Origin of the sequence: Dysgonomonas sp. HDW5B, from assembly GCF_011299335.1 — a bacterium.
Classification (GTDB): domain Bacteria; phylum Bacteroidota; class Bacteroidia; order Bacteroidales; family Dysgonomonadaceae; genus Dysgonomonas_A.
This window is the reverse complement of sequence record NZ_CP049858.1, coordinates 257,009-283,574: the sequence shown is the minus strand read 5'-3', so window position 1 is coordinate 283,574 and position 26,566 is coordinate 257,009. Positions and strand designations below refer to the sequence as shown.

Below are 26,566 nucleotides of genomic sequence, written 5' to 3'. Positions count from 1 at the left end.
TTATTAATACTCACTTATGAATAATTTTTTTCTTAGAATAGCCTGTTTAGTCTTAATTTTTGCCTCATTATTTTCCTGTAAAGAGAATGATAATCCTTCTTCCGCATTATTGATTCAAGCTCAGAAGTTAGCAGAAAGTCATCCTGTAGAAGCTTTGGCCTTATTGGACTCTATCCAGGCAGGAAGTCTTGATAAAGGAGATTATATGCTCTATATTGTGACTTGTGTACAGGCAAAATTTAAAAATAAACAGAGTATAGCTAACGATACTTTAATTTTTGAAGCTCGCGATTATTTTGAAAGTAAAGGAAATTATGCCCAATCAGCTTTAGCTCATTTTTATTCAGGGAATGTATATTACCAAAAAAATATAGTAGGTAAGGCTCTTAAAAGTTATATGGAGGCCAAATATTATGCGAATTTATCTAAAGATACTATATTAATAGCACGAAGTCAATACAATATTGGTTATCAGTATTATAAACAGGATGTGATGGATAGTGCTCTATTGCATTACAAAATAGCATTAAACCTGTTTGATAAAATAAAAGATACTGACAACTTGAAGATGCAAACCATCTATTCAATGGGAACTGCATTTTATTCCAACTACGATTTAGATAGTTCTTATTATTATTTAAATAAAGGATTGGATCTAGCTAAACTTACTAATGATCAAACATATCAAAGCATTTTTACTAAGAATTTAGGTATTATTGATCGGGTAAGAGGAAATTATGAAGAAGCAACTATAAAGTTACATTCATCGCTGGCTCAAACAACATCATCAATAGATTCTTTGCGGATTTATCTTAATCTTTCGAACCTATATAATTGTACAGAGCAGCTTGATTCTGCCCGTTTTTATACAGATTTACTGAAAAAACATTTACCGGAGACTACCGATCGTGGAATTCTTAAGGGGACTTATGCTTCGCTTTTAGAATATAACAAACAATTAGGAAATTATATCGATGCATTACGCTATGCTGAATTAGAGTTAAAATTGAATGAAACTATAAAAGCCGAAAGTCAATTATTAGAACTTTTTGATGCCGATAAAAAATATGCTCTGGAGCAAAAGGATAAGCAAATCGATTATTTTCGCTCTCAACTTGTTTTTTGGCTACTTATTAGTGGAGTTGTTTTTCTTTCATTACTAATTTTATCGATACGCTTGTCTAAACTTTCCAAGAGCCACAAAGAGGAGATAAGATTACAAGCCGAGAAATATCGTAATATAAAAGATCAGTTAATCTTGATGGCAGCTGAATATAAAGATATAGAAGCCGAAATAGCTTCTATGCTAGATGACGAAGCCGATAAAGGTGATTAGATTAGTTTAGTTTTATAATAATAAAAGTGTTTTCTATATAGAAAGAGGTTTGAGAATGAAGTTTTCTCAAACCTCTTTTTTTAGCATAGCTACGTTTAGTCTGTGACTCAAAATACAAAGAATTGCTTTCGGAAAATATCAGGTTACATTACAGAGTCGATTGCATTTCTTTATCTATAATAATAAGAAAGATATAAACACATTTTCTGAAAATTACTAAAAAGGTAACAATGAAGAAATGTGTCACTTTTGTCACCTTTGTTACCTTTTTGTGATTTTGTTTCAGATTAACAGTGTTTTATGAAAGTGACAACTGGATACATATCCATTTATTATAGTGCTTATTTTGTTACCTTAATGTGTATTTTGTAACTTATTTTTTTTACTTGCTTTTGTATTATCAAGCGGAATGTAACTGTTTTTTGATGATCGGTTTCATATAGTTATAATCTATAAGTGATAGTTTGTTTATAAATAAAAACTATATATCTTTGTAGTGTTATAAATGAAATTTATCAACTTAATAATATAAAACATGGAACCAATTATCAATTCTCAATCACCAGAATTCAAAGTACAAGCTTATCACAATGGAGCTTTCAAAACAGTAACAAGCGAAGATGTAAAAGGAAAATGGGCTGTTTTCTTTTTCTATCCGGCAGATTTCACATTTGTTTGTCCTACAGAATTAGTAGACATTGCAGACAAATACGATCAATTGCAAGAGATGGGTGTTGAAGTATATTCGGTAAGTACCGATTCTCATTTCGTACACAAAGCATGGCATGATGCATCAGAAACTATTCGCAAAATTAAATACCCTATGTTAGCCGATCCAACAGGATTGTTGAGCCGTGCATTTGGTGTGATGATCGAATCAGAAGGAATGGCTTACAGAGGTACATTCTTGGTTAACCCAGAGGGACAAATCAAAATTGCTGAAATACATGACAATGGTATCGGACGTAATGCTGATGAATTGCTACGTAAAATTGAGGCAGCTCAGTTTGTAGCTACTCATGATGGTGAAGTATGTCCAGCTAAATGGAAAAAAGGCGATGAGACTTTGAAACCTAGCATTGACTTGGTAGGAAAGATCTAATAAAAGTACATTGAGACCGGCAACTGCCGGTCTTGATTTTTCAGATATCATCCGCTTAAATAACTATTAGGTCGAAGACCATTAAACTGAAAATAAAAAATTAGATATGTTAGATTCCTCTTTAAAAGAACAGTTACGTACAGTATTTGCCGATCTTAAGGCTCAATATACATTTGATATAGCCGTGTCTGATCAACATGAAAGCCGTAGCGAATTACTCGAAATGCTTTCAGATGTTGCTTCGTGTTCGGATAAAATAACAAGTCAAGTAAACGAAGGCAATGGTTTGGAATTCTCGCTACTGAAAGATGGGGAGAAAACAGGCGTTAAATTTCGTGGTATTCCCAATGGTCATGAATTTACCTCATTGCTATTAGCTATATTGAATAGCGATGGTAAAGGAAAAAATATTCCCGATGATTTTATTGTCGGTCGTGTAAAAGCATTAAAAGGACCTGTTCGCCTGACTACCTATGTGTCGTTGACATGTACAAACTGTCCTGATATTGTTCAGGCACTAAATGTAATGGCTATCCTTAATCCTGACATCTCTCATGAAATGGTAGATGGTGCATTAAATCAGGAAGAAGTAGATGCTTTGAAATTGCAAGGTGTTCCTGCCGTATTTGCAGATGGTAAACTGCTCCATGTCGGGAGAGGTGATTTTGGCGAATTGCTTTCGAAGCTTGAAAACCAGTATGGTTCAGACGACCAAAAGATAGAGACCGGTACTACTAAAAACTACGATGTAGTAGTTGTTGGTGGAGGTCCTGCAGGTGCAGCCGCAGCTATATATTCGGCTCGTAAGGGTTTGACTGTAGCGTTACTTGCCGAGCGTATTGGCGGACAGGTGAAAGAAACTGTAGGTATCGAGAATATGGTTTCTATACCTAAAACTACGGGCGAAGAACTTGCCAACAATATGAAGTTGCATATAAAAGATTATGCAATTGATGTATTGGAGCATCGCTTGGTAGAGAAGGTTGAAAACGAAGGTGGCAGTAAGATTGTATATACCAATGTAGGCGAAAAATTAGTAACTCCTGCCCTGATTATTGCTACAGGGGCAAGCTGGCGTAAGCTTAATGTTACAGGAGAATCCGAATACATAGGAAAAGGTGTTGCTTTCTGTCCCCATTGCGATGGACCTTTTTATAAAGGAAAACATGCAGCCGTTGTGGGGGGTGGAAACTCAGGAATAGAAGCTGCTATTGATTTGGCAGGTATCTGCTCTAAAGTAACAGTTTTCGAATTTCTGGATGAATTGAAGGCTGATAAAGTTTTACAAGAGAAAGCCAGAAGTCTTCCTAATGTAGAAATTATACTAAGTTCTCAAACAACTGAGGTTGTAGGGAATGGAGATAAGGTTACAGGTATTCGAGTAAAAGACCGTAAGACTGAACAGGAACGTGTTGTTGAACTGGATGGTATCTTTGTTCAGATCGGTTTGGCTGCCAACAGTTCGGTATTCAAAGGATTAGTGAGTATGAATCGTTTTGGCGAAATTGAAGTCGATGCTCATTGCCGTACAGATATACCCGGTATATACGCTGCGGGTGATGTAACGACTGTTCCGTACAAGCAAATTATAATAGCGATGGGAGAAGGTGCAAAAGCTTCGCTTTCAGCCTTTGAAGATCGTATCAGAGGTGTTCTCTCCTAAATATAATTATAGCATAAGAATGAATAAAGGCTACCTTGATGAGGTAGCCTTTATTTGTTTACATAGCTGTCTTTCGTTTTTATATCTACCAAAGCAATGAAAAGAGTCTACAATCCTAGAAATTAAAATTGTCGGGATCGGAGCCTAAACGTAAGCCTTTATGCAAGGAACTGATTTGCCTAACCTCTGAGTCTGTTAATTGAAAATCGGTGACACTTAGATTCTCTATCTGTCTGTTTTTATCTACGGACTTAGGAATTACAATTACACCACGTTCCAAATTCCAACGAAGTACTATTTGTGCAGCACTTTTATTGTATTTCTTGGCTATCTCAGTAACTATGGGATTAACCAATACATCCGATTGTCCGGCACCCAATGGACCCCATGCTTCGGGATATATGCCTTTTTCTTTGCAATATTTGATGAGAGGTTCTTGGGTCAGATAAGGATAACACTCAATCTGATTCACTGCAGGTACTATTTCAGCACTTTCCAGCAGGTCGTCCAAATGGTGCGAGTGATAATTACTTACACCTATCGCCTTCACCTTTCCTGCCCGGTAAATCTCTTCCATTTTTTTCCATACACTCACATAAGTTCCTCTTACAGGCCAATGCACAAGGTATAAGTCTACATACTCTGTGCCTAATCGTTTTAAACTAGCATCAAGAGCTTCTCTTACTTTCCCAGACCGTTGATCATCATTCCAAAGTTTAGTTGTCAGGAATATTTCGTGACGAGAGATTCCCGAATCTTTAATTGCTCTACCCACCTCTTCCTCGTTACCATAAATCATAGCAGTATCTATATGTCTGTATCCAACAGATAAAGCCGATTTTACTGTCTGATATGCTGCATTCGCATCGTTCACTCTAAATACACCGAGTCCTACTGCCGGTATCTTTACTCCATTGTTTAATATAAATTCTTTCATATATATTACTGTTAAGGTCTCAGACCTATTAGTTATTTAGGTAAGTTCGATATATAAAGCGTGCTAAAATAAGGTAATTATATATGTACTAATTGCTTACTTTTTTAAGTAAAAGAAAATATTTAATGATACATTTTAAAGGCATAATAATCTATTGCTGTTTTGCTTACCAAAGCAATAAATAGTTCTGCGAACTTAGTATTGGCATAAGATATATAAATATAACAATTATTATTTTCTTTAGTTTATTACTAAGCTGTTTCTGTTTATTATATAACGAAAAATAAGATTGTTTTTGGTTGAATGACACAAGTCCTAAAAGATCTTTTTTCAAATATAATCTGCTATAATTGTAATACTTGCCAAAGCATAAGACGGTCTGAGGCTTTAAAATGTATTCCGTTTATTAGTATCAAATCCTTAATGATTAATCTCAATATATATAATTATGCCGGGTTGGGATCACTATATATTTGTAACCAAGATGCTGGAACTCCATTCTGAAAAGTCTACAGATAGAAATTCTTGAATGTGTAATCGGCTCTATTAACCTTAAGATCCGAACTTTTTATGTTAAACTTATCCCAACAAATATCTAATATTTTTCTAAATTTTATAGCTGAAAATTTGGAAGTTAGGATTATTTTTAAGAGAGAGAGAGAGAGAGAGAGAGAGAGAGAGAGAGAGAGAGAGAGAGAGAGAGAGAGAGCCTTAAATATAATAAAAAAGAATGTAATACCATTACCCCCTTATATTATAAGGTGTGGTATTATTTATTGTGTTGTATAAATATCGAAAAGCGTGCATGAAAATATTTTCATGTACGCTTTTCTGTGTATAAGCCTATTTGAGTTATAATGTTAACCTGAGATTTTTTATAGTCCTACTAATAATAGTTTTTAAACCTTAACTATAAATTGTAATATCATGAAAAGATGTGTGAAAAAGTGTAAGAAACTTTTCAGTTTTAAATTTTTACTTCTCTTCATTTCTTTTTCTCTGACGGGAAATATGATTTATGCCCAGAATGGTATTGTCATAACCGGAACAGTGAAAGATAATATAGGAGAATTACCGGGTGTAAGTGTTACCATAAAAGGCAGTACATCGGGAGTATTTACTGATATTGACGGAAACTTTAGTCTTTCGGTGCCTAATGACAAAGCTGTGTTGGTTTTCTCTTTTATAGGCTATGAAACGCAAACTATTCCTATAGGAGGAGCTCGCAAATTGGATGTTATAATGGTGTCCGATGACAAAGCATTAGATGAAGTAGTTGTTATTGGATATGGTACTGTCAGAAAGAGAGATCTGACCGGAGCTACAGGATCGGTTAAAGGTTCTCAAATTGCACAAATACCTGTAACTACAGCGGCACAAGCCATTACCGGGAAAATTGCAGGGGTAAATGTTGTAACACAAAGTGGTGCACCCGGTGCAGATATTAATATTACTGTTCGTGGAGGTACTTCAGTTACTCAATCTACAACTCCATTATATATTGTAGACGGTTTTCAGATGGAGAATGGGTTGCAAATGGTTGACATCAATGATATTGAATCGATCGATGTTATGAAAGATGCATCAGCTACAGCTATATATGGAGCACGTGGATCGAATGGGGTTATACTTATTACTACTAAATCAGGTAAAAGCGGAAAGACCGAAGTCAACTATAATACATTTGTAAGTTTTGAAAAATTGGGTCAGAAATTAAACCTGCTTAATACTTCCGAATATGTAAAGTACCAATACGAATTTCAAACTTTAGCCGGAAATGAAGAAAAATGGACAAGTATGTTTGGAGGTAATGTTTCCGATCCTGATTTCTTTACAGGAGCCTTTGGACGTATTGCCAGTGAATATGGTAATCGTGCAGGTATCGATTGGCAAGATGAAGTTTTCGGGGGGACAGCTATTCTTCAAAATCACAACTTAAGTATTACAGGAGGTAGCGAAAAAACGAAGTTTATGCTTAGCTACAATTATACAGGACAAGATGGGTTATTGGATAAATCGGGCTATAACAGAAATAGTATACGTACTAAAATAAATCATGAGATCAGTAAACGCATTCGTATGGATTTTGGAGCTAATCTTCAAGCCACTAATGTCGAAGGAGGAGGCTCTTTAGGCGGAATGCTTAAAATGTCTATTTTGCAGCCGGTGACAGGAGGTATCCGATTTACAAATGAGCAGATGTTGAATGCCGATCTTGGAGATGAGATGTTAGCGATAGATTCTCAATATGATATTTCTAATCCTCTTATCACGAACGATGCAATAACCCAGAATAAATATACTAGAGAAGCTACAGTAAACTTAGGTTTAGAAATAGATATTCTAAAAGATTTGACTTTCCGTACAGCCGGAAGTTATTATTGGAGACAAGTACGCAACGATTATTGGGATGATGGCCGTACTCGTACTGCAGAAGTCAATAAAGGTCCGTGGGGAAAACGTAATAATGCTGAAAAGTTGAATTGGCAGATAACAAACACGCTTTCATGGAAGAAAAATTTTGGTTTGCATAATATTAATGCAATGCTGGGACAGGAGACTATGTACATCGAAACCATGAAATTGGATAATTCTTACTATGAATTTCCTGAAAGTAATTTTGGTTTGAATGATGTGAATATGGCCAAAAGATCGACTTATAGCTCCGATAAAGGTCGCGAAGGTTTGGTGTCGGTTTTTGGACGTGTTATGTATAACTATGCAGACCGCTACTTGGTAACAGGAACTCTCCGTGCAGATGGCACCAGCAAATTTATAAAAGGAAAGCAATGGGGAATGCTGCCTTCGGCTTCGGCTGCATGGCGTATTTCGGAAGAAGCTTTTATGAAAGAGTTAGATATATTTGACCAACTGAAAGTGCGTATAGGTTACGGTACTACAGGTAACTGCAATATTGATGATAATATGTTTAGGACGGATTACGGATCGACTCTTTATGCTATGAATAATAGTATAGTTAATGGACTGAAACCCGGAGATAAGTTGGGAAATAAGTTATTGAAATGGGAACAGACAACTTCGACCAATATAGGTTTGGATATATCGATTCTTAGAGGGCGGGTAAGTCTTACTGCCGATTATTACAATAATGTTTCTGATAATTTATTGATTGAAAACCAGATTCCGACCTCTTCAGGTTATAAGACTCAATTTCAAAATTCAGCATCTATTCGTAACAGAGGGTTCGAGTTTGTATTAAATACAGTGAATGTTGCATCTAAAGATTTTACATGGACTACAGACTTTAATATATCGTTCAATAAATCGAAAGTCTTAAGACTATTTTCGGATGATATTAGCTATTGGAGAAAGAATTACGAGTCACGCATGGATTTTTGGATTGAAGAAGGAAAACCTCTGGGACAATTCTATGGCTATAGATACGATGGGGTATATACCACTGACGATTTTAAACAGAATGCAGACGGAACGTATACTCTAAAAGATGGAATTCCTTATCTGAAAGGTAAAAATACTTCAACTATCAAACCCGGTGATGTAAAGTATAAAACTACTGCCGGACAAACAGATGCAAAAGGAAATCCGGTCTGGTCTACCGACGATCGTACGGTAATAGGAAGTTCAGAACCCAAGTTTACAGGAGGTATGGTGAATACATTTATGTATAAAGGATTTGATCTTAGCGTATTCTTTACATTTTCGTCGGGTAACGAAGTCTTTAATATGAATGCTCAACGCTTCATAGGTCCGTATTTACCCAATCAGAATTCACTGGCAATAATGAATGAACGTTTTACACTAATCGATCCGGCTACAGGTAAAGAAACCACCAGCTTGGCTCGTTTGGCAGAGTTGAATCCAAATCAATATGCAAGTGATGCTTTATGGAGCATACATTCCGATAATAAAATTGCTATCACCGATGCTCTTGATTATTATCTGGAAGATGCCTCTTTCCTTCGTTTAAATACAATAACACTGGGTTATTCTCTACCTAAACCATTGTTAAAGAAAGCTTGGATCAGCAATGCCCGTATATATTTCACATTAAACAATATCCATACTTTTACCAACTATTCAGGTTATGACCCCGAGGTATCATCAACAGGAAGCTTATTGACGAAAGGGGTTGATAATTCGGCTTACCCCAGATCTAAAAGTTATGTTATTGGCTTAAATCTAACCTTTTAAAGAATAAACAAGAATGAAAAAGATAATTAATATAGTATTAATATTAGCCACAGCTATGAGCTTCAGTTCATGTCAGGACTGGCTGGATATGGAATCGGAAAGTAAATTTGATAATGAAACTGTTTTCGAAAATGTAGACCGAGCCGAAATGGCTGTTATCGGTTGTTATACAAGTATTTTTAATAGAGAATTGTATTATCAGTTAGGTATGGGGACGGATGAGTGTATTTCTACCGAAGGAGATACTAATTCGAAAAATCAGGTTGCCAACTACGTATTCAATACATCCAATATACCGACTTCAACCTATACTGCTATGTATGCAGGCATAGAGTATGCCAATATTTGCATCAAGAAACTATCGGCTATGGAAGGTTCATCAGAGGCAGAAAAGAAAAAGATCAACATGCTGTTAGGTGAATGCTATGCAATCAGAGGTATGAACTATCTGAATATCGTTCGCTTCTTTGGGGATGTTCCTTATTCAACAATACCGGTTGAAGATGCAGGCACCTTCTTTTCGTCACGTGTAAGCCGCGATATTATAATGGATGGCTCTGTTGAAGATCTTCAAAAAGCAGTAGAACTCCTGCCTTGGCAAGGTGAAGGGATGGTTACTTCGGTTGAACGTTTCACCAAAAACTCGGCTTATGGAATTCTGGCTCGTATAGCTTTATATGCCGCAGGTTATTCTTTACGGTGGGATTTAAATACCTATGATCCCGGATCAGTTAAAATGGCTCAACGTGAAGATGCCACCCGTATTAAAGAATTATATGGAATAGCACGAGATGCCTGTAAAGCAGTTGTTGACAGAGGCGAAAATGATTTGATTGACTATGAAACTGTTTTCCGTGATTTAGTGAATGGGCGATACAATAAGGAGTCTATGCTAGAATTTGGTCAGTACGGAACCGATGTAAATGGTTCGGCAATAGGATATACCAATGGAATGTTCTGTCATACAAGTTCAATGTTCCAAAAGGCCGGTCCTGCTATGACTGCTTTACCTACCTACTGGTATGATTTTGAAGAAGGAGATGTTCGTCGCGACGTTACGCTTTGTAACTATGGTATAGCTGCCGATAATACACGTCAGATGAGTGCTTATTCGAGTATGAGTATCGGTAAATTTCGTGTTACATGGAAAAAAGAAGAGGGTACAGCTATAAATAAACGTGATATCAATTGGACTTTTCTTCGTTATTCGGATGTATTGCTGATGTATGCCGAAGCTGAGAATGAGTTTAACAATGGGGTCACAGCTACTGCAAAATGGGCATATGAAAAAGTGAGATTGCGTGGATTCAAAAATGATGCATCTAAAATAGGTACTACTCCGACAAGTTATCAGGCATTCAGAAATGCTATTATCAATGAGCGTAAATTGGAACTTGGCTTTGAAGGAATGCGCAGAACAGACCTTGTTCGTTGGGGAATTCATTTCGAAGCATTAACCCAAGCCAAACAAAATGTGATAGATATGGCCAACCACACAGGTAAATATGCCAATATTGATCGTTTTAGAGCCTATAAAAAAGAAAAAGCTACATCTTTCGAAGATCCTGTTGTTGTCGTATCCTACATTGGCTATAAATCAGAACCAACTGCTGATGAGAAAGCTAAATTAAAGTCTGACGGATATACACTTCTTGATATGTATAGCAATGTATCCCTGCATTACACACAAAAGTTGGAAGCTAATGCAACATGGGTGCAAGGAATTTTCAGAGGCTTGGAAAAAAATAAAGTCGAACTTCTTCCTCTGAACTCTGAGACTATTGATACCAATATTGGTCTGAAAGGTCAGCAACATCCCTTGTATTAAAAAGATGTTTAGATATATAACTATACTCTTAGGTATATTCTGCTCCTTTGGTTTGTATACACAACAGTTGGCTTTTCCTACAGCTGAAGGATATGGCAAGTACACAAGCGGAGGACGTGGAGGGAGAGTGCTTGTAGTTACAAATCTGAATGATTCGGGAGAGGGGAGTCTTCGTGATGCTATTGAGCAAAAAGGAACACGTATAATTGTGTTTGCAGTAGACGGAACGATAGATTTAAAGTCGAAACTTATCATAACGAATGACAGTATAACCATTGCCGGGCAAAGTGCGCCCGGTGATGGCATCTGTTTGAAGGGATATCCCTTTTACATACGAGCCAATAACGTGATTGTACGATATATCCGTTCACGGATGGGAGACCTTCACGGAGTGGAAGACGATGCTATAGGAGCTATAAAAGTAAAAGATTTAATAGTCGATCATTGCTCCGCTTCTTGGTCGGTTGACGAATGCCTTTCTATCTACAATTTAGAAAATGTAACGGTACAATGGTGTATGATTACCCATAGCCTGTCTAAATCGACACACTCCAAAGGGGCACACGGTTTTGGTGGTATTTGGGGAGGTTGCGGAGCTACTTTTCATCACAATTTGATGGCTCATCACAGTAGCCGTAATCCTCGCTTTGCATCGGATGGATGTTCACCCGTTGATTTCCGAAACAATGTTGTTTACAATTGGGGATTCAAGTCAGCTTATGGAGGAGGACGTTCGGGGAAAGTAAATTTTGTAGCTAATTACTATAAACCGGGTCCTGCAACATCCGAGGATAAACGAGCTTGGTTTCTAGATCCTGCCGAAGATGGTACAGGCTCTTACTATCTGTCCGATAATGTGATGGAAGGAAGCCAACTTGTCACTTCTGATAATTGGAAAGGAGTAGGTGTGACAAAAAGAGTTCGTGCAAACGAACCGTTTCCATTTGTTTCTATTAATCAGGATTCACCCGAAGTCGCTTATCAACGGGTATTAGCTGAGGCAGGTTGTAGTTTACATCGAGATAGTTACGATGCCCGTGTAATCGAAGAAGTCAGGACAGGCACAGCTAATGGAGGTGAAACTTATGGTGGAGGCAACAGAGGTATTATAGATTCTCAAAATGCAGTTGGAGGATGGCCTCAACTAAAACAGTGGAAATATCCTCAAGATAGCGATGGTGATGGTATTCCCGATGAGTGGGAAATTAAGCATAAATTGAATCCGAATAATAGTAAAGATGGAAATATGTACAATCTCAGTAAGGATTATACAAATATTGAAGTCTATCTGAATTCTTTAGTAGATTTAGATGCACATTATTTTTCTGTACTTAGAAAAGAGCAGAATAAAAATATCCTGCAAAAATATCCACAGGATAAAATTTCAGACTTCAGTAAAAATCTTCAACCTATGGGGCGGATTCTCGAATCGGAAGGATACTATGTTTGGTGTTGTGCTCCTATCTATGGTGAAGATGGTAAAGTGCATGTGTTTTATTCTCGGTGGCCTGAAAAATACAAAATGGGAGGTTGGATACATAAATCCGAAATCGCTCATGCGGTAGCAGATAAACCCGAAGGACCTTATACCTATGTAGAAACAGTATTAGCACCTCGTGAGGGATATTTTGATGCAACTACTTGCCACAATCCGCATATACAATATTTGAATGGTACGTATTATTTATTCTATATGGGGAATAGCGATGGTACGGTTTATACGAAACGAATAGGTTTAGCGAAATCACAATCTGTAAACGGACCCTGGATCAGATCGGATAAACCGATTTTGGAAGCGGGAAAAACAGGGGCTTGGGACGATTGTAATACAACGAATCCGGCATTCATTTTTCACCCTAACGGGCAAGCATGGCTATATTATAAATCGTGGAATAAGGAGGCTTATCAAAATGAAACAGGACCAATAAGAGCCAATCGGAAATATGGTTTGGCTATTGCCGATAATATCGAAGGTGAATATAAAAGATATAAGAATAATCCCGTAGTAGATTTTTCGAAATACGGAGATAATAAGCAGGTCGAAGATGCTTATGTATATATTGAAGACGGTAAATTTAAAATGTTGATGCGGGATATGGGATATTTTGACCATGAAGTCGGTTTGATTTTTGAATCTACGGATGGAATCAATTGGTCGGAACCTCAGATAGCTTGGTTTGGAGCCGATGCCTATTTGGAAGAACCACCTGCACCATCACATTTAAAGAGATACGGGCGTTTTGAGCGTCCTCAGTTATTAATGAAAGACGGAAAACCTGCATACCTTTTTAATGCTATGCAAGGGGGGCAGTACGGAACATCCTCCGGTTTTGTCTTTAAAATCAGTACAAATGAATAATCGTTTTACTATGAAAAAATGGAGTTTTATTATTTTGGCTGGTTTCTTAGCTGCTTGTAGCACAGGAAAACAGGAAAAGATAGACAGATATGCACTTGTAGAGAGAAACAATCCGAAAGTAACGGAGTTTGAGGAGTTATCCTCTTTATCGGTTGGTAACGGTAATTTTGCTTTTACGGTAGATGCCACAGGACTACAAACTTACCCTGAACTGTATTCCGCCGGAGTTCCTTTAGGCACTCAATCTCAATGGGGATGGCACAGTTTTGCTAATCCTGAAAAATTCAGGCACGAAGAAACACTGAAAAACTATAATTTCAGAGGATGGGAAGAACCTTACGCCGTTCAGTTCAATGAACAGGGAAGACCGAAAGAGGCTGCCGATTGGTATCGTGTCAATGCACATCGCTTGCATTTAGGAAACATAGGACTAGAGCTTACTCATGCAGACGGAAGTAATGTAAAAGCAAATGAAATAAAGGGTATAAATCAAACACTTGATCTTTGGAAAGGAACTGTTATAAGCCGATTTGAATTAGATTCAGACTCTGTATCGGTTCAAACGGTTTGTAATCCCGATAAAGACCAGATTGCAGTAGCTTTAAACTCAGATTTGATGACGAAAGGCACTATGAAAGTCAATTTCAAGTTTGCCTATCCCACAGGAAAACATACGGATGATGCTTCGGATTGGTCGGTTCCTGAGAAACATAATACTGAAATATTGACTCAGGATGATCAATCTTTAGTATTTAAACGTACGCTAGATAGTACCACTTACTATGTGACGGTTAAATGGGAGGGTAAAGCATCTGTCAGTCAAAAAGAAACGCACTATTTTGTGCTAAGTCCCGAAAGTAAAGACTTTTCTTTCACCTGTGAATTTACAGATAAGAATCCGGCAGAAACAAAAAATACTGCAAAGGAAGCTTTCGATGTTTCAGCTAAATACTGGCAATCGTTTTGGGAAAAAGGCGGTGCTATTGATTTCTCGAAATGTACTGATGTCAGAGCTAAAGAATTGGAGAGACGAGTTGTTCTGTCTCAATACCTGATAGCTATTCAATCAGCAGGAATGTATCCACCACAGGAAACCGGTTTGACCTATAATAGTTGGTTTGGTAAATTTCACTTAGAGATGCATTGGTGGCATGCCGTTCAGTTTGCCTTATGGAACAGAACCGATTTATTGGAACGCAGTATGGATTGGTATTCTACGGCTTATCCTATAGCTAAGTCTATTGCCGAGAGACAAGGATTCAAAGGAGTGCGTTGGATGAAGATGACAGACCCTTCGGGAATAGAAGCACCTTCGAAAGTCGGCTCTTTTTTGGCATGGCAACAGCCTCACTTTATTTATATGGCTGAATTGATCTACAGAAACAATCCTTCTCCTGAAGTTTTGAAGAAATATAACTTTCTAGTACAGGAAACAGCCGAATTTATGGCATCGTTTGCCACTTATGAAGAACTGGAAGGTCGCTATGTGTTGAAAGGTTTGATTCCTGCTCAGGAATCTTTAAGAGCATCGGAAACGATTAATCCTCCTTTCGAATTATCTTATTGGCATTATGCCATGTCGGTAGCTCAACAATGGAGAGAACGGTCGGGAGAGAAAAGAAAACCTCAATGGGATGAGTTGATCGACAAATTATCTCCTCTTGCAGCTTTAGATGGCTTGTATCTTGCTGCTGAGGATGCAGTAGATACATACAAAGATATTCGTTTTACATCCGATCATCCTGCTGTGTTGGGAGCTATGGGTGTCTTGCCTCAAAACAAACTGATACGCCCCGATTACATGAAAAATACATTAGACTGGATTCTGGAAAATTGGAACTGGGGTAAAACATGGGGGTGGGATTATCCGATGACAGCCATGTGTGCTGCACGTTTGGGTGAACCTGAAAAAGCGGTTGAGGCTTTGTTGATGGACAAAAGAACAAATACATATTTGATAAATGGTCATAATTATCAGGATTCACGTTTGAGAGTATATCTTCCCGGTAATGGTGGATTATTAACGGCGGTAGCTATGATGTGTGCCGGATGGGATGGAAACAAAGTAGAAACTCCCGGATTTCCGAAAGACGGAACTTGGAATGTGGTTTGGGAAGACTTAAAACCAATGCCGTAAAGGGTAGAGTATTTTCATTGTAGGGGCAGACCTATGTGTCTGCCCTCTTCGGACGAACAGGTAGGTTCGCCTCTATTGAAACCTTAAAATATATAACATGAGACACCTTATACTGATATTTTCCTTACTTCTTTTTTCTTGCATAAATATCTTGGGACAACCTCAAGGATATTGGCATGGAAAAGAACGAAAGCTAAGATATACTCCAGAAGGAGAAGACTTTGTTATTGTAAACGGAGATAAGAAGTTCAACAGGGCTCTGTATGGAACGAATACCGCTTTTCGTATAGAGACAGGCGATTTACCCGAATTTGGCTTCTTCATGCCCAATATGGGAGGAAATATGCAGTTGGGACTAATCAAAGACGGTAAGAGCCTTTGGCTGAATGACGCCGAATATATAAAGTCTATTTATCGTGCAGGTAGTAGGATCTATGAAATAAAAGATCCATTTATACAATTGGGAAAGATAACGATTTCAGTATTAGCAATGGCTGATGCCGAAGGCTTGGTAATGAAAATAGAATCAGAAAATCTTCCTGCCAATGTGGAACTGATTACCACGTTTGGTGGAGCAAGCAATAAACGCTTTTTTAGAAACGGCGATTTAGGTGTAGATGATCCCAATGCTTTTGGCTTGCAACCCGATGCCTGCTTAAATAATGAGTTTGCAATAAGGGGGAATTCATTTATTTTAGAATATGGTCAGGGTACAAAAGGTGGAACACAAAAAATAGTAGGAGTATATCCCGAACGTTCCGAATTGAAATTGGCTTCTCCTTATGCCATGACAACATCTGTGAATGCTTGGAAATCGATTGTCGTTGAAAATAAGCTAATTGTACTTTCTAAAACTGCTTTAAACTTAACTAATGCTTATTATTTCGCTATTCAAAATAATAAGGAGAAGAAGCTTATTTATGCCGAACTAAAGAAATGTTTTGAAGATGCCGAAACTAAACGTAAATCAATAGCAGAGACGGTAAAAATAAATACCCCCGATCCTTATTTTAATACATTAGGAGGTGTCTTGAGTATTGCTGCCGATGGTATTTGGGATCCCGATTGTTGGCAACACGGAGCGGTAGGGTGGCGTATGCCTCTCAATGGATGGCGTGCGGCTTACGTAGGGGATGCTATTGGTTGGCACGAGAGAGCCAGAAAGCATTTCGATGGATATGCTGCCTCACAGATTACAAACGTTGAACCGACTATTCCGCATCCTACGCAAGATCAGAAACTCAATTTGGCACGAGCCGATAAAACTTGGGGTACACAGATGTATAGTAATGGTTATATTACACGTAATCAGTACAGCACGAGCCAGATGCATCATTATGACATGAATCTCTGTTATATCGATGAATTACTTTGGCATTTCAATTGGACGGGTGACATGGATTATATACGTAAAATGTGGCCTGTTCTGAAAAGCCATTTAGCTTGGGAGAAACGAAATTTCGACCCCAATGACGATGGACTTTATGATGCTTATGCCAGTATTTGGGCGAGTGATGCACTGCAATACAATAGCGGAAGTGTAACCCATTCCTCTGCCTATAATTACAGAGCCAATAAGATGGCTGCTCAAATTGCAGTTCAACTAGGTGAAGATCCGAAGCCTTATGCCGATGAGGCAGATAAAATTCTCAAAGCGATCAATTCTCAATTATGGATGGATAATAAAGGATGGTGGGCAGAGTATAAAGACTTTATGGGCAATAAAATGATACATCCCAATGCTGCAATCTGGACGGTTTATCATGCCATAGATTCCGATATTCATACACCTTTTCAGGCTTATCAGGCAACACGATATATTGATAACGAAATTCCCCACATTCCTGTTTTGGCAAGAGGACTGGATGATGAGGGCTATCAGACTATTTCTACAACCAATTGGTTGCCTTATTCGTGGTCTATTAATAATGTGGCTTTTGCCGAAGTGGCTCATACCAGTTTAGCCTATTGGCAATCGGGCAGAAACGATGAGGCTTTCAAACTCTTTAAAAGTTCTATTTTGGATGGTATGTATCTTGGAGGCAGTCCCGGAAATATAGGGCAGGTAAGTTTTTATGATGCTGCACGTGGCGAATGTTATCGGGATTTTGGCGATCCCATAGGAGTATATTCAAGAACACTTATTCAAGGGCTTTTCGGAATTTTACCCGATGCAATGAATAATCGTTTGGAAATTCGACCGGGCTTTCCATCTGCATGGGAGTATGCTTCTGTTTCGACTCCTGATATAGATTTTGATTTTAAAAGAAAAGGCAATTTTGATACATATATTATCAATAGTAAGTTCGAAAAATCATTGAATCTCGATTTACGTTTAAAAGCTCAACGAGATAATATACTGTCTGTAAAAGTAAATGGTAAACCTCAAAAGTGGTCTTTAGAAGAAAGTGTTGGACAGCCTCTCATTAAGATTGAAAGCGAACCATCAACTAGTTATACACTAGAAATAGAGTGGGGCGGAAGTAAATTAGATCAGCCCTCGTATATCTCAAACGGTGTAAATGGTGAGAATTGGAATCTATCAACTAAAGCAAAAATTCAGAAGATATATGATCCTCAAAATGTATTATTGAGTACAAAATCAAAAGCTAATAGTGTAACTGGCCGATTGAATGGGGAGTTAGGACATCGTACATTATTTGCTCAACTAAAACAAGGACAAATGACATGGTGGCAACCTATCGATATAGAAATAAAAGAACCTGTTTCTATTGATTATGATGCCGAAGCTACCAATTTACAATTTACAGTAAAAAATAATCTGAGTCACGATTTGAATGTACAATTGCTTATAAATAATTCAGTTCAGCCGCTAACTATAAAACAGGGAGAAATGTCCAATTTAATTACGATTCCAGAAAAGAATGCAAGATTGGGAACAAACAGATTACAATTAGCCCAAGATGGAAAGATTATTTTTCAAACTAATTTAACCAATTGGAATCTAAAGAATCTATCACCTCAATATGAAACTGTAAATATTGATAATATTCTGAATGCTTCGGTTACTCAGATTTTTAAGAATGAATATCTGACACCCCGTTCACCCTATACAACATTGCAAGTGCCTAAACAAGGAATAGGCGAATGGTGTCACCCGACAATGACAGCTAATATAGATGACTCAGGTTTGCGGAAAGCAACTACCGGAAATCTATTTATGCCACCATTCGGTGTTCCATTTCGGACTCAAGGTGAACCTAAGGCTAATAATATTGCTTTCACCACTTTATGGGATAATTACCCTAGTCAGCTATCAGCACCTTTGACGGGTAAAGCATCCCATGCCTATCTGATGATGGCAGGAAGCACTAACCATATGCAATGTCATGTAGTAAACGGAACTGTAACTATAAATTATCAGGATGGAACAAAAGAGGTTTTGGAATTGATAAACCCTGAAACATGGGCACCTATAGAACAGGATTTCTTTATAGATGGACAAGCGTTCAAATCTAAAGTTCCTCGCCCTTATCGTGTTGCTTTTAAAACAGCATTGGTGACTCGTGATATGGAAACCGATTTGAAAATAAGTCCTACTGAGGTCTATGGTCGCACTATTGACGGTGGTGCAGGAATAATTCTTGATCTACCTTTAAATCCTCAAAAGGAATTAAAGAACATCGAAGTAAAGGCGGTAGCCAACGAAGTTGTAATCGGTTTTATGGCTGTAACCCTTTTACGCGAACAGTCAAAAGTCATACAATAAAGATCAAAATGCTTATTTTGAAAGAATAAGCATTTTGTAGTTTTATAAACTGTAACCTATATAAAATATTTATGAGAACCTTATTCCTAATATTGATCGCTTTATTTACAATACAATTAGCTTATTCGCAAAAAACAGGAATCCTTTTTGCCGATTCTGAAATGAAACGTTTCCCTCAGGCATGGCAATTAGATCATGGACAACGCCTTTACTTTGGTTACTCACAAGGGTTAGGATGTTTAGCGATGCTTGATGTCTGGAAGCAAACAGGCGATAAAAAATACCTCGATTATGTAGTTCAATGGGCTGATACTATTATCAACGATTTAGGAGAGATACACCTATATAAAGTTGAAACTTATAATATCGATTATATCAATTCTGGAAAAGTTCTGTTTGATGTTTATAAGCAAACAGGAGATGAAAAATACAAACTGGCTATGGACAGGCTGGTAAAACAAATGAGTGTTCATCCCCGAACGCTCGAAGGTGGATTTTGGCACAAGCTGATTTATCAGCATCAAATATGGTTGGATGGGTTGTATATGGGATCTCCGTTTCTGGCTCAGTATGGCATCACATTTAATAAACCCGAATGGACGGAAGATGTTATCAATCAATTCCTGATTTGTGCCAAACATACCTACGATCCTGCAACAGGTCTTTATTACCATGCGTGGGACGAGAGTAAAAATCAGCTTTGGGCAAACAAAGTTACAGGTCAGTCTCCTAACTTCTGGGGACGTAGCATCGGATGGTGGTACATGGCCTTAGTGGATGTTTTAGATTTCATTCCACAAGAACATCCTCAAAGAGGCGAACTTATTAGAATAATAAACGGTTTGGCTGAAACTTTACCTAAGTATCAGGACAAGACAGGACTTTGGTATCAGGTTTTGGACAAAGGAGATAAACAAGGGAACTACCTTGAAGCATCCGTATCATCTATGTTTATGTATTCTTACGCTAAGGCTGTTAACAAAGGATATATCGATGAAAAGTACAAAGCTGTTGCCGAAAAAGCATACGATGGATTGATGAAAAACCTGATTGTGAAAAATGCGGACGGAACATTGACTTTAACGAAGTGTTGTGCCGTATCGGGTCTTGGAGGTAATCCATATCGTGACGGAAGTTTCGAGTATTATGTGAACGAACGTATCCGTGATAACGATGCAAAAGCTACAGGTCCGTTTATCATGGGATGTTTACAACTTGGTAAATAAAGGTCTCTCTTAATTCAGGCGAATGAAAAAGAAAAACACTATACTCTGCTTATTCAGCATACTTTCGTTGTGTTTATTCGCACAACAAAAAAGCTGGCCGCAAATAAAATCTGAGATGAAACCCGCAGCACGTTGGTGGTGGATGGGGAGTGCCGTCGATAAAGATAATCTTGCTTATAATATGAGCGAATATGCCCGTAAAGGTATGGGGGGACTCGAAATCACTCCTATATATGGTGTGCAGAACAATGAGGCAAATGAAATTCAATATCTATCGCCTCGCTGGATGGAGATGCTTAAATATACGGAAGCACAAGGCAATCAACTCGGCTTAAAGATAGATATGAATGGTGGCACAGGCTGGCCTTTCGGAGGACCTCATGTAAGCATCGAAGATGCAGCAACGAAAGTTATATTTGAGGAATATAGGTTGCAAGGCGCACAACAATTAAATGAAAAGATAGAGGTAAAAGACGAAAAACAAAAGGCAATCGCAACCTTCTATCGTTTGATGGCTTTTTCGGATAAAGGAGACAGATTAGATCTTACATCAAAAGTAAAAAACAATACACTTTCATGGACTGCACCCAAAGGAAATTGGCGATTGATAGCTGTTTTCAATGGTAAAACATTGCAGCAGGTAAAGCGTGCTGCTCCCGGAGGTGAAGGGTTGGTAATGAATCATTTTTCGAAAACAGCAGTTTCTAATTATCTTACCCGACTATCTAAAGCCTTTCAGGATAATAACGCCAGCTATCCTAATTCTTTCTTTAACGATTCGTATGAAGTATATGGTGGTGATTGGACTCCTGACCTATTCGAACAATTCGAGAAAAGAAGAGGATATAAATTGGAAAATTATTTACCCGAATTTATCTCCCAAGAAAGAACGGATGTAACAGCACGTATAATTGCCGATTATAGAGAAACTCTAGCTGATCTGCTTCTGGAAAATTTTACACGTCAATGGACAAACTGGGCGCATCAGCATGGAAGTACCACCCGAAATCAGGCACACGGATCACCCGGAAATCTGATCGATTTATATGCGACAGTAGATATTCCCGAAGCTGAGTCTTTTGGTATATCCGATTTTCATATAAAAGGACTTCGAAAAGATTCGATAAAAAAGATAAATGATTCTGATTTATCAATGCTTAAATATGCCTCTTCTGGAGCGCATATTACAGGAAAACCGTATACCAGCTCCGAAACATTTACATGGTTGACCGAGCATTTCAGAACTTCACTTTCTCAGTGTAAACCCGATTTAGATTTACTGTTCCTTTCGGGAGTAAATCACGTCTTTTTTCATGGAACAACCTATTCGCCCAAGGAAGCTAAATGGCCGGGTTGGAAGTTTTATGCTTCGGTAGATATGTCGCCCGCCAATAGTATTTGGAGAGATGCAGATGCCTTTTTTGAGTATATCACCAGATGCCAGTCTTTTCTGCAAGAAGGTAAACCTGACAATGATTTTCTGCTCTATTTTCCCGTATATGATATGTGGCACGAGCAGGACGGACGCTTGCTGATGTTTGATATTCATAAGATGCAGCAACGTGCACCTCAGTTTATATCAGCAGTAAATAATATTGTAGGTTCGGGATACGATGTCGATTATATTTCCGATAATTATTTACTGTCTACGAAGGTAGTTGATAATAAGATTGTGACATCAGGCAATACAACATATAAAGCTATAATTGTACCTTCTGCTGATAAGATGCCGATAGAAACATTGTCACATTTATTGAAATTGGCTAAAGACGGAGCCAAAATTGTTTTCATAGAAAAATACCCGAATGATGTGCCCGGATTTAAAGATTTCGACAAACGAAGAGCAGAATTAGTAAAGCTTATAAATCAGATATCTAAGGCCGGATTATTTGCAGAAGTGAATATCCAAACATTGGGTAAAGGACAAATAATTACCGGTTCAGATTATGCTAAAACATTAGAGGCGTGCCATATTCCGAAAGAGGAAATGAAAACTTTACACGGTCTGCAATATATCCGAAGAAACAATAGCGATGGTTATCATTATTTTATTTCAGCACTCAAAGCCGAAGATACAGAAGATTGGATAACGCTTGCTGTGGATGCCGAAAGTGCGATGTTATTCAATCCGATGGATGGAAAATCGGGATTGGCTAAGGTTCGTAAAAAAGGAAATAAAACCCAAGTATATCTGCAACTCGAATCAGGGCAATCGATTATACTGAAAACATTCGATAAGAAGATAACGAATGTTGCCGATTGGAATTATTACACTCCTCAAAAACTGGCTATAATGCTTAATAGGGGTTGGACGATGAAGTTTTTGGAAAGTAGTCCTGTGATTACTAACCAATTTGAATTGAAAAAACTGGGATCATGGACAGATCTTAATGATCCTGATCTGAAAAAAAATATGGGAACAGCCTTATATTCAACGGATGTTAACTTACCATTGATGCAGAGTGATGAATGGGAGCTAGATCTTGGCGATGTCCGCGAGAGTGCTCGGGTAAGAATAAATGGTCAGGATGTAGCAACTCTTTGGGCTGTTCCGTATAAAATAACGATCGGTAAATACCTGAAAGAAGGTAATAACCGAATCGAAATTGAAGTAACTAATCTACCGGCAAATCGTATTGCTGAATATGACCGACAAAAAGTTGATTGGCGAATATTCAAGGAAATAAATTTTGTAAAAATCGATTATCAAAAAGGAGATTATTCAGAATGGGAAACAATCCCTTCGGGTTTACTAGGTCCTGTAACCTTAACTCCTTTGACTATTGAAAGCTTGAAATGACTATGAAAAAACATGTAATTATAATAACCTTATTCGTTGTATCTGTTTCTAATCTCTTTGCGAAAGAAGAGGGAGGATATGAATATCTATATGAAAATCTACCTTTTCAGATGCCTAAATTGGCTCGTCCGACTTTTCCTGCCAACAAAGTATCCATTACAGATTTTGGCGGAATAGGCGATGGAATAGCATTAAATACAGAAGCTTTTGCAAAGGCGATAGATGCTTTGGCGGCTAAAGGTGGTGGACAATTGACGATACCTCCGGGTGTATGGTTGACTGGGCCTATTGTTTTAAAGAGTAATATTAATCTGCATTTAGAAGATAAGTCGATTATTCTTTTTTCGCCTGATAAAGACTTGTATCCTTTAGTTGAAACTGTTTTCGAGGGTTTGGATACGCGCAGATGTCAATCACCAATTACGGGTAGAAATCTGGTAAATGTTGCCATAACAGGAAGTGGTGCGATTGATGGGAACGGTCATTATTGGAGACCTCTCAAAAAACAAAAAGTTTCCGAAAATTTTTGGAAGAGAGAAACTTCTAAAGGAGGAGTATTTAAACGTGATGACTATTGGATGCCTTCGGCTCAATACTTGCATGGCGATACTATCAGTAATATGAATGTACCCCGAAATTTAAAGACCGAAGCCGAATGGGCTTCTGTACGGGACTTTCTTCGCCCTGTGATGATTAGTTTTCAGCAATGTAAAAATGTATATCTGCAAGGAGTAATTTTTCAAAATTCGCCTGCATGGAATATTCATCCCTTTATGTGCGAAAATGTTATTCTCGATGGGATTCAGGTGAGAAACCCGTCTTATGCTCAAAATGGGGATGGTTTGGATTTGGAATCGTGCAAAAATGCGATCATTGTCAACAGTACTTTCGATGTAGGTGATGATGGTATTTGTATAAAATCGGGTAAAGATGAAGATGGTTTGAGACGAAATATTCCTTGCGAAAACGTAATTGTAGATAATTGTACCGTATTTAAAGGGCATGGCGGTTTTGTAGTCGGCAGTGAAATGTCAGGTGGAGTGCGGAATATATCCGTTTCCAACTGTCAGTTTTTAGGAACAGATGTGGGTTTGAGATTCAAAAGCAGCAGAGGGCGTGGCGGAGTTGTTGAGAATATTTATATAACTAATGTAAGTATGATGGATATTTCTACCGAACCCATTCACTTCAATCTTTATTATGGAGGAAAATCCGTAGTAGAAACTCTCGAAGATAATGATGCTGAACCTGTAACCGAAGTGATACCTCCTGTGGATATTACCACACCGACCTTCCGCAATATCTTTATAAAAGATGTAACATGCAGTAATGCACGCAAGGCCATGTATTTCTATGGATTGCCTGAACATAATATTGATAATATTAATGTGGAGAATGTGGTTATTCATTCACAATTAGGAGCGGAAATCATGGAATCAAAAAATATTACACTGAAAAATGTAAATATTTATCCCAAAGAAGGATCAGCTTTGATCTTAAGAAACGTAAGTGATGTGAAGGTGGATGGTTTTACTACGGATGCAAAATTGCCCGGTGTATTTGAAGTGTCGGGGTTAAGATCAAAAAATATAGTCATTTCATCTGCTTATAAAGCCAATCAGCTGAAAATAGGCTCAGATATTAAATCGGGAGTAGTGAGTTTGATACAAAAAAAGTGACAAAACCTGTAGTCTTTGTCTCAAATACACTATCGGTATAAATGGGAAGAGACACTACATTTGCTTTACACAATAAAATCTATTCACTTAAAATGATAGACCTTAAATCTAAATAAATGAATACACAAAACTTTCTGGCAGTTGATATAGGCGCATCAAGCGGACGCACTATACTTGGTACTCTCGATGACGGAGTCCTCAAAATTGAAGAATTAACCCGTTTTGCTAATCCTCTGATTGAAGTAAACGGTCATTTTTACTGGAACATATTATCGCTTTACGAGTCGATTCTTCTCAGTTTGAAGAAGGTCGCTCAGGAAGGAATCAAGATATCGTCGATAGGTATAGATACTTGGGGCGTCGATTTTATAGCCATTGATAAAAATAAGGAAATTATAGGGATGCCTTATGCGTATCGTGATCCTCATACAGTAGATGCTCCTGAGAATTTTTTTAAGCTTATTCCCCGTAAGGATGTGTATGCAGCAACAGGGATTCAGATAATGAATTTCAATTCGTTGTTTCAGTTCTTTGCACTTAATAAAAATGAAGCCACTTTGTTGAAAGAGGCTGATAAGATTATATTCATGCCCGATGCTTTATCCTATTTGCTTACAGGTGAGGTGGTAATGGAATATACGATAGCTTCGACATCTCAGGCTATGAATCCTTATAAAAAAGAGCTGAATAGTGAATTGCTCGAAAAAGTAGGTCTGGATAAAAACAAATTCGGACGTTTCGTCCTACCCGGAACAGTAATCGGAAACTTGTCAGAATCTGTATGTCGACAAACAGGACTCGAAAGTATTCCTGTTGTGGCTGTTGCAGGACACGATACAGCTTCGGCGGTTGCATCAGTGCCTGCTGAGGATGAATGCTTTGCTTATCTGAGTTCGGGAACATGGTCATTAATGGGGATCGAGCTAAAAGAGCCTATTATAAACGAAAAGACATACAATCTCAATTTCACAAACGAGGGTGGGGTAGACGGTACAATCCGTTTCTTGAAAAATATATGTGGAATGTGGCTTTTGGAGCAATGCCGTAAAGAATGGGATGCCAATCTCACTTATCCTGATTTGATTGAGCAGGCATCGAAAAGCGAACCTTTCAAATGTTTGGTGAATCCCGATGCTGATGTGTTTTCCAATCCGACAGTAATGACCAAAGCAATAAGTAATTATTGCAGTAATACAGGACAGCGAACGCCTCAAACTATCGGTGAATATGTTCGCTGCATATTAGAAAGTCTGGCATTACGATATAAAGAGATATTCGATCATCTACAGGAATTAGCACCTTTCGAGATCAAAAAACTGCATGTAATTGGAGGTGGTTCTAAGAATAACTTGTTGAATCAGTTTACTGCCAATGCGTTGAATGTGCCTATTATAACAGGACCATCGGAAGCTACAGCTATTGGTAATATCATGTTACAGGCAAAAGCTTTGAATCTGGTGAATAGTTTATCGGATATGAGAAAAGTAATAAAAAATTCGGTACATCCCGAAATATTCTTACCTCAGGATGTTGAGATTTGGAATAAAGCATATGCAAAGTATTTACAGATAAGTAAATGAAAGAATAACAAATAGG

General features: G+C 37.8%; 13 protein-coding genes. 12 read left to right on the top strand and 1 reads right to left on the bottom strand.

Going from position 1 to position 26,566, the window contains the following annotated elements:
• Nucleotides 1-16: 16 nt before the first annotated feature.
• The 3 genes from G7051_RS01060 to ahpF all read left to right on the top strand — a co-directional run bounded on the left by G7051_RS01060 (nt 17) and on the right by ahpF (nt 4,101).
• Nucleotides 17-1,336 (top strand): hypothetical protein, encoded by a 1,320-nt coding sequence (locus tag G7051_RS01060; RefSeq protein ID WP_166197859.1) that lies wholly within the window; start codon nt 17-19, stop codon nt 1,334-1,336.
• 535 nt (nt 1,337-1,871) lie between these two features.
• Entirely contained in the window at nt 1,872-2,438 is a 567-nt protein-coding gene (gene ahpC, locus G7051_RS01055) for an alkyl hydroperoxide reductase subunit C (RefSeq protein ID WP_166197857.1), read from the top strand.
• Nucleotides 2,439-2,544: 106 nt separating this feature from the next.
• A complete protein-coding gene (gene ahpF, locus G7051_RS01050) occupies nt 2,545-4,101 on the top strand; it encodes an alkyl hydroperoxide reductase subunit F (RefSeq protein WP_166197855.1) in 1,557 nt (518 codons plus the stop codon).
• Between the two features lie 115 nt (nt 4,102-4,216).
• Here ahpF and G7051_RS01045 read toward each other — a convergent pair whose 3' ends face one another.
• Nucleotides 4,217-5,038 carry an aldo/keto reductase gene (locus G7051_RS01045; RefSeq protein ID WP_166197853.1) on the bottom strand — a complete coding sequence of 274 codons (822 nt, stop codon included), beginning with the start codon at nt 5,036-5,038 and terminating at the stop codon, nt 4,217-4,219.
• Between the two features lie 927 nt (nt 5,039-5,965).
• Here G7051_RS01045 and G7051_RS01040 point away from each other — a divergent pair.
• The 9 genes from G7051_RS01040 to G7051_RS01000 all read left to right on the top strand — a co-directional run bounded on the left by G7051_RS01040 (nt 5,966) and on the right by G7051_RS01000 (nt 26,550).
• Nucleotides 5,966-9,211 carry a TonB-dependent receptor gene (locus G7051_RS01040; protein WP_166197851.1) on the top strand — a complete coding sequence of 1,082 codons (3,246 nt, stop codon included), beginning with the start codon at nt 5,966-5,968 and terminating at the stop codon, nt 9,209-9,211.
• A gap of 13 nt (nt 9,212-9,224) precedes the next feature.
• Nucleotides 9,225-11,039, top strand: a complete 1,815-nt coding sequence (locus tag G7051_RS01035) for a RagB/SusD family nutrient uptake outer membrane protein (RefSeq protein WP_166197849.1) — start codon at nt 9,225-9,227, stop codon at nt 11,037-11,039.
• Nucleotides 11,040-11,043: 4 nt separating this feature from the next.
• On the top strand, nt 11,044-13,398 hold the full coding sequence (locus G7051_RS18390) for a hypothetical protein (RefSeq protein WP_370522981.1): 2,355 nt from the start codon (nt 11,044-11,046) through the stop codon (nt 13,396-13,398).
• A gap of 10 nt (nt 13,399-13,408) precedes the next feature.
• Nucleotides 13,409-15,535 carry a hypothetical protein gene (locus G7051_RS01025; RefSeq protein ID WP_166202587.1) on the top strand — a complete coding sequence of 709 codons (2,127 nt, stop codon included), beginning with the start codon at nt 13,409-13,411 and terminating at the stop codon, nt 15,533-15,535.
• Nucleotides 15,536-15,632: 97 nt separating this feature from the next.
• Nucleotides 15,633-19,265, top strand: a complete 3,633-nt coding sequence (locus G7051_RS01020; RefSeq protein WP_166197847.1) for a DUF4450 domain-containing protein — start codon at nt 15,633-15,635, stop codon at nt 19,263-19,265.
• Nucleotides 19,266-19,309: 44 nt separating this feature from the next.
• Nucleotides 19,310-20,491, top strand: coding sequence for a glycoside hydrolase family 105 protein (locus G7051_RS01015; RefSeq protein ID WP_370522993.1), 1,182 nt, complete (start codon nt 19,310-19,312; stop codon nt 20,489-20,491).
• A gap of 22 nt (nt 20,492-20,513) precedes the next feature.
• The gene (locus G7051_RS01010; RefSeq protein ID WP_166197843.1) at nt 20,514-23,291 is read left to right on the top strand and encodes a glycosyl hydrolase; all 2,778 of its coding nucleotides are present in this window, start codon (nt 20,514-20,516) and stop codon (nt 23,289-23,291) included.
• A gap of 2 nt (nt 23,292-23,293) precedes the next feature.
• Nucleotides 23,294-24,970: a glycoside hydrolase family 28 protein gene (locus G7051_RS01005; RefSeq protein WP_166197841.1), complete on the top strand. Its 1,677-nt coding sequence runs from the start codon at nt 23,294-23,296 to the stop codon at nt 24,968-24,970.
• Between the two features lie 116 nt (nt 24,971-25,086).
• Complete coding sequence (locus tag G7051_RS01000) at nt 25,087-26,550, top strand: rhamnulokinase family protein (RefSeq protein ID WP_166197839.1); 1,464 nt, start codon at nt 25,087-25,089, stop codon at nt 26,548-26,550.
• The last annotated feature ends 16 nt before the right edge of the window (nt 26,551-26,566 follow it).

Coding starts and splice junctions, on each gene's coding strand:
- G7051_RS18390 (WP_370522981.1), top strand. CDS start 11,044: ATGTTTAGATATATAACTATACTCTTAGGTATATTCTGCTCCTTTGGT.
- G7051_RS01060 (WP_166197859.1), top strand. CDS start 17: ATGAATAATTTTTTTCTTAGAATAGCCTGTTTAGTCTTAATTTTTGCC.
- G7051_RS01010 (WP_166197843.1), top strand. CDS start 20,514: ATGAAAAAGAAAAACACTATACTCTGCTTATTCAGCATACTTTCGTTG.
- G7051_RS01035 (WP_166197849.1), top strand. CDS start 9,225: ATGAAAAAGATAATTAATATAGTATTAATATTAGCCACAGCTATGAGC.
- ahpC (WP_166197857.1), top strand. CDS start 1,872: ATGGAACCAATTATCAATTCTCAATCACCAGAATTCAAAGTACAAGCT.
- ahpF (WP_166197855.1), top strand. CDS start 2,545: ATGTTAGATTCCTCTTTAAAAGAACAGTTACGTACAGTATTTGCCGAT.
- G7051_RS01045 (WP_166197853.1), bottom strand. CDS start 5,038: ATGAAAGAATTTATATTAAACAATGGAGTAAAGATACCGGCAGTAGGA.
- G7051_RS01025 (WP_166202587.1), top strand. CDS start 13,409: ATGAAAAAATGGAGTTTTATTATTTTGGCTGGTTTCTTAGCTGCTTGT.
- G7051_RS01020 (WP_166197847.1), top strand. CDS start 15,633: ATGAGACACCTTATACTGATATTTTCCTTACTTCTTTTTTCTTGCATA.
- G7051_RS01000 (WP_166197839.1), top strand. CDS start 25,087: ATGAATACACAAAACTTTCTGGCAGTTGATATAGGCGCATCAAGCGGA.
- G7051_RS01005 (WP_166197841.1), top strand. CDS start 23,294: ATGAAAAAACATGTAATTATAATAACCTTATTCGTTGTATCTGTTTCT.
- G7051_RS01040 (WP_166197851.1), top strand. CDS start 5,966: ATGAAAAGATGTGTGAAAAAGTGTAAGAAACTTTTCAGTTTTAAATTT.